Source organism: Dolichospermum circinale AWQC131C (genome assembly GCF_000426905.1).
In the GTDB taxonomy this organism is placed as follows: domain Bacteria; phylum Cyanobacteriota; class Cyanobacteriia; order Cyanobacteriales; family Nostocaceae; genus Dolichospermum; species Dolichospermum circinale.
The window spans coordinates 106762-111930 of the sequence record NZ_KE384659.1 but is presented as its reverse complement, the minus strand read 5'-3'; the positions used below and the strand labels follow the sequence as shown (position 1 = coordinate 111930).

Below are 5169 nucleotides of genomic sequence, written 5' to 3'. Positions count from 1 at the left end.
TCCAAATCTTGCCCGCTATAATTATCCAAATCTTGCCCGCTATAATTATCCAAATCTTGCCCGTTATAATTATCCAAATCTTGCCCGTTATAATTATCCAAATCTTGCCCGTTATAATTATCCAAATTAAATGCAGTCCAGTTGACCACCATCAGAAAAAACTTATGAAATGGAAAGGCAAAATACTCCCTATTGTTTTCATACCCCTACTTTTGGGGTTTGGTTATTGGTGTTTTTTCATTATTGTTACTAATCCGAAATCCTCTGATAATTTAGCAATAAATAGTGAAAATAAGCTAAATTCTCATCAATGGAAAGACCGAAATCAATCAATTGCACAACGAATTAGTTTTGGAGAAAAAATTTTAATTTCTGATGATATTTTACCAGACAAAAAAGATGCTGCTAAAGCTATTTTTGATAAAAATTATCAGCAAGCAATCACTAATTTAACATCATCTCTAAAAATCAAACCCAATGACCCAGAGGCACTGATTTATCTGCATAATGCCCGCATTGGTTCTGGTAAAAGCTATACCCTTGTTGTCTCTACACCTATTGGTAATGACCCGAATACGGCATTAGAAATATTGCGTGGTGTTGCACAAGCTCAAAATGAAATTAATACTGCTGGGGGAGTAAAGGGAGTACCGTTAAAAGTAGGTATAGCTAATGATGACGATGATCAGAAAATATGTCAACAGGTAGCCACAGCCTTGGTAGAAAACCCGGAAGTTTTAGGAGTAATTGGACATTATAGCAGTGACGCAACATTGGCTGCCGGCAAGGTTTATGATGATGGCAAACTAGTCGCTATTTCCCCTACTAGTAGTTCTGTAAAAATTTCCAATTTTAGTCCCTACGTTTTTCGCACATTACCTAGTGATTTTGTCGCGGCCAGAGCTTTAGCTAATTATATGGTGAAAACTTTGGGGAAAAAAAATGCAGCAGTTTTTTATAATTCTCAAAGCAACTACAGTCAGTCATTAAAATCTGAGTTTGTTTCTTCTGTTTCTTTGGAGGGTAGACAAATCTCAGGTGAGTTTGATTTATCAAAATCTGATTTTAGCCCTTCATCTAGCATCGAAAAAGCATTTAAACAAGGTGCGGAAGTTTTAATGTTAGCTCCTAATGGTGAAACCCTAGATAAAGCATTACAAGTAGTGCAAGTAAATCAAAAACGTCTGATTTTACTCGGTGGTGATGCTGTCTATAGCCTCAAAACTTTACAAATTGCCACAGAGCAAGCATTAGCCATGGTAGTGGCCGTTCCTTGGCATATTCATGGCAATCCTAATTCCCCATTTACAGCCCAATCTAGAAAGTTATGGGGTAGTGATGTAAATTGGCGTACAGCAACCGCTTATGATGCTACAAAAGCCTTTATCGCCGCGTTAGCAACTAATCCCAGTCGTTCTGGAATTCAAAAAACACTACTTTCATCAGACTTTTCCACCAGTGGTGCTGCCGGTTCCATTCGTTTTTTACCGTCGGGAGATCGAAATACGCCAGTGCAACTAGTAAAAATTGTCCGTGGTAATCGCTCCCGGACTGGCTACGACTTTGAGCCTGTGCTGGAAAAATAGAAACACTGGGGGAAAAACCCGTTATCAGCTATTGAGCATTTAAACTCAATACTTGGTCAATTTTTAAGTGAATCAATTGCAGTTAAATGCTGATGGTACCCGATTACGCAAAAATTTTTTAACCACCGCAGATTAGCGAAAATTGAGGAGCAGGCTCAGGAACTAATTACCCAAAGTTGGTTTATCAAAATCCACTGATACCTGCTATTGGTGTGTCCGAGAGTGGCAAGCTCTCAGGTAAAATTGATCAAGCTGCTCTTTCGAGATTTGAACTACCCATTATTAGCTGGTCTATTGATAGCATCTGCGGGTAAGCAAATTAAATTATCCCCTTGGGCCAGAATTAAGCCGCGTTGACGTAATTTACCCATTAAACGAGTGACAGTTACACGGGTTGAACCAATGGCGCTGCCAATTTGGGCATGAGTGAGGGGGAAGGGTAAGCAATAACCACGAATTACATCAGGATCAGTTTCGCTCATGGAAGGCTCACCATATTCCTCAATCAGTAAGGTGAGAAATCCTAAGAGACGGTCAATTGTACGTCTTTGCCCTAAAGCACTTAACCAGAGTAACTTACGCTGATGCTGATATCTAAACGCATCCATAACTTCACGACGGAAGTGAGGCCAGTTGTCTAGATCATGCCAGTACATCCACAGTACCGCAGTTTGGTCAACGTGGGCAAAGGACTGGAGTGTAAATGGGGACTGGGCAACAATTTCAAAGGGTTGTCCTGCCCCTACAAAGCCCAAGAAGGCTTCTTCTGGAGTTCTGTTAATTCTTCTAGATGTTAACTGACTAGCGGTAGCACCCACTTGGGCAGTTCCTACCATGCGGATAGCGCCCCTTTGCACTAAATAGAGCAAACCAGGTCTGGCTGGAATGCGCTCATCTTTACTGAAGGTGCGGCAGCGGTAGTGTTCTTGGGCCCAGTCAAGAATACGTTGCCAAGTTAAGAAGGGACGTGAAGCTTCGGAAAAGGAGGATTGAGATTGCATAAGTAACACAGAGCGTTTGGCTAAAAAACAAAGACGTGATCATAACAGTGCAAGGAGTGTCTTTGTCTGAACGGGGTAGAGTTAACGCTGAATAGCGCTAGTCTTCCAATAAGATAGAAAGCAATTTAGCTCTCTATTTTTTCTTATACTTCCTACTGTACAACGAGGGTACTAAACTTTACCCATCTTCTATACATTAATTCATCAAATTTTATCCTACTCTTATTTTTATCTACATAGAGTAAACTTCTATCTGAAGGTAGATGGAACAGGATAAAATGATGCACCTCATAAATTTTTTACAAGGAATACGTGTATTCTCAACTACTTTTTAGTAAAAATAAAGCTATTAAGCAGCTAATAAGCGGTTATCTAGCCTCTTGCTTCAGTGTTTTTACCAATGATAGGGGAATTACAGGCATAGAAAGTAGAAAAGTTCCTCTCTATCAAGGAGGATATAATCAAAAAATTTTATATATCTCTGGCATGGCCATGGGGATATCAAAATCTCAGAATTTACCCGCGATGGAAATTGCTCAGGCTATGGCCGGGCATTTATCCGACAATAGTGATGGTTTATTTAGTGTTAAGGTAATTCCTCCTGGTTGGATTTATATAGAACTCGTTGACTCTACCTTAGCAGCTTGGTTACAAAATTTGATAGTTTTTTCAGAAAATGGAGACTTGATTAATAATTTTCTTGATTACCAATTACCAGTCACTAATCATCAATCACAAATTTCATTACATTCATTAACAATTTTTAAAATTCAATACGCTCATTCCCGCTGTTGTTCTTTATTACGATTAGCAGAGAAAGATGGATTAATTGTACTTGATAGAATAGGTACTAAAAGTTATTTTTCAGTGAAACCGATACCATTACTTAATGGTGATCAAAAACTTCTGTTTAATCACGCTGATGAAATGTTACTAATGCACCAATTAGTAAAATTAGTAGATGATTTAGTTTGTACTCATAGTAGTTCTCTCAACTGGGAAACAGCCGCTGGGAAGTTGAGTCAAGCTTTCGAGAAGTTCTGGGGTAGTTGTCGTATTTGGGGAGAAGTCAAAATTCAGACTCCAGAATTAGCCCAAGCTAGGTTAGGACTATTGGTAGCAACTCAGTTGGTTTTCAGAGTCGTGTTAGAAGACAAGTTAGGGGTAGTTGCACCGATAGAACTCTAATTTATCTTTACAAAAACTTCTGGAAAATCTATTGACAAAATACATATCCTTAACTAAAATGTTAATCGTGTGAGGAGCGAACCAAAAAGGACACCGAGACGAAACACGGCCAGTCGTCGGTGTTCTTTTTGTGTTTATCCTCAAGTCTGTGGTCTAGCTGAATAAAAGTATGAATTTGTCTCACCCAAAGACGCAACGAGACAAAGGAATAAGCATTAAAACCACTAAAAACCGATCACTTGACCTTTCTAGGAAAGTAAAAATTTTTCTATTGCTACTACTGCACCGTCTAATTCTATACTAGGTGCTACCCAATTAGCGATCGCTTGCACTTCTGGCGGTGCGTTACCCATGGCCACACTAATACCGGCATAACTGAGCATTTCTACATCATTGAAATTATCACCGATAGTCATGACATGATGACTTTCTAAACCTAGCATTTCTTCTGCTAGATAACGGACAGCATTACCTTTATTAACATGAGTATTCGCAGCTTCTAAGAAAGTGGGGACGGATGTTGTCATATATAAATCCGTGGGTTTGTATCTAAGGCGTAAATCAGCTAAAAGTTGTTGAGTTAAATTTGCGTCCTCAGACAAAGCTAATATCTTAGTGGGTTCATGATCTAATAATTGACGTAAATCACCGACGGAAATAGCAGTTACACCACAACGCTGTTGATAATTATCTGTTTCTTTAGTGATTTCTCGCACATAAAGTTGGTCATTAATGTAAAAATGGACCGAAAGGAGCGATCGCAAATCCGGCTGTTCAAAGTATTCTAGTAGTTGTTGGGTAATTTCCCTAGACACAGGTAAATGACGGTGAATTTTACCATTACCTGGATCTTGAATCCAAGCACCTTGATAGGCTATTAATGGCAGTGTAGAGCCAATTTCCCGATGAAATCGCAAAGCTGAACAATACATCCTGCCAGTAGCGATAGTGACCTTAATTCCTTTAGCTTGTACCGCAGCAATAACTTCTTTGACGGTAACGCTGAGAGTATTAGAATGTCCAGTAATTGTCCCATCTATGTCTAGAACTAATAGTTTAATATCATTTACCCCAGCAGATGCTTTGTGCATAAATTCCCCAAAATTGAAGTTTCAGTAAAAAGTTAACAGTAGAGGGTTGCTTGCGTAAACTTGATTATAAGGGAAATGGTGAAAATTTCTAAATTTCTAAAGATGGGAAATAATAATTACAATAATTAAAGCAGAACCGACTTGATTAAGTTCTAGTATTCTTCTAGTATTTTATTTCCTAGTCTACTTTGGAAAACAAAAATAGTTTAACACAATACCGTGAGTGATTTTGTTATTTATTCTAATTGTTTGAAGCGATTATACAATCTTATTCAATCCCTTTTTACTGTGATCCAATAATCA

General features: G+C 38.5%; 4 protein-coding genes. 2 read left to right on the top strand and 2 right to left on the bottom strand.

All coding sequences use genetic code 11. From position 1 onward, the window contains the following. The first annotated feature begins 164 nt into the window (after positions 1–164). Entirely contained in the window at positions 165–1586 is a 1422-nt protein-coding gene (locus tag ACIR131C_RS0121270; RefSeq protein WP_028091778.1) for an ABC transporter substrate-binding protein, read from the top strand. 272 nt (positions 1587–1858) lie between these two features. On the opposite strand, the gene ACIR131C_RS0121265 is transcribed toward ACIR131C_RS0121270, so the two are convergent. Next, a complete protein-coding gene (locus tag ACIR131C_RS0121265; protein WP_028082691.1) occupies positions 1859–2587 on the bottom strand; it encodes a Crp/Fnr family transcriptional regulator in 729 nt (242 codons plus the stop codon). Between the two features lie 312 nt (positions 2588–2899). Here ACIR131C_RS0121265 and ACIR131C_RS0121260 point away from each other — a divergent pair, with 312 nt between their 5' ends. Further along, positions 2900–3775 carry a DALR anticodon-binding domain-containing protein gene (locus ACIR131C_RS0121260; RefSeq protein ID WP_028091777.1) on the top strand — a complete coding sequence of 292 codons (876 nt, stop codon included), beginning with the start codon at positions 2900–2902 and terminating at the stop codon, positions 3773–3775. Between the two features lie 248 nt (positions 3776–4023). Here ACIR131C_RS0121260 and ACIR131C_RS0121255 read toward each other — a convergent pair whose 3' ends face one another. Next, positions 4024–4866, bottom strand: a complete 843-nt coding sequence (locus tag ACIR131C_RS0121255) for a Cof-type HAD-IIB family hydrolase (RefSeq protein ID WP_028091776.1) — start codon at positions 4864–4866, stop codon at positions 4024–4026. Positions 4867–5169: the final 303 nt, after the last annotated feature.

Coding starts and splice junctions, on each gene's coding strand:
- ACIR131C_RS0121265 (WP_028082691.1), bottom strand. CDS start 2,587: ATGCAATCTCAATCCTCCTTTTCCGAAGCTTCACGTCCCTTCTTAACT.
- ACIR131C_RS0121255 (WP_028091776.1), bottom strand. CDS start 4,866: ATGCACAAAGCATCTGCTGGGGTAAATGATATTAAACTATTAGTTCTA.
- ACIR131C_RS0121270 (WP_028091778.1), top strand. CDS start 165: ATGAAATGGAAAGGCAAAATACTCCCTATTGTTTTCATACCCCTACTT.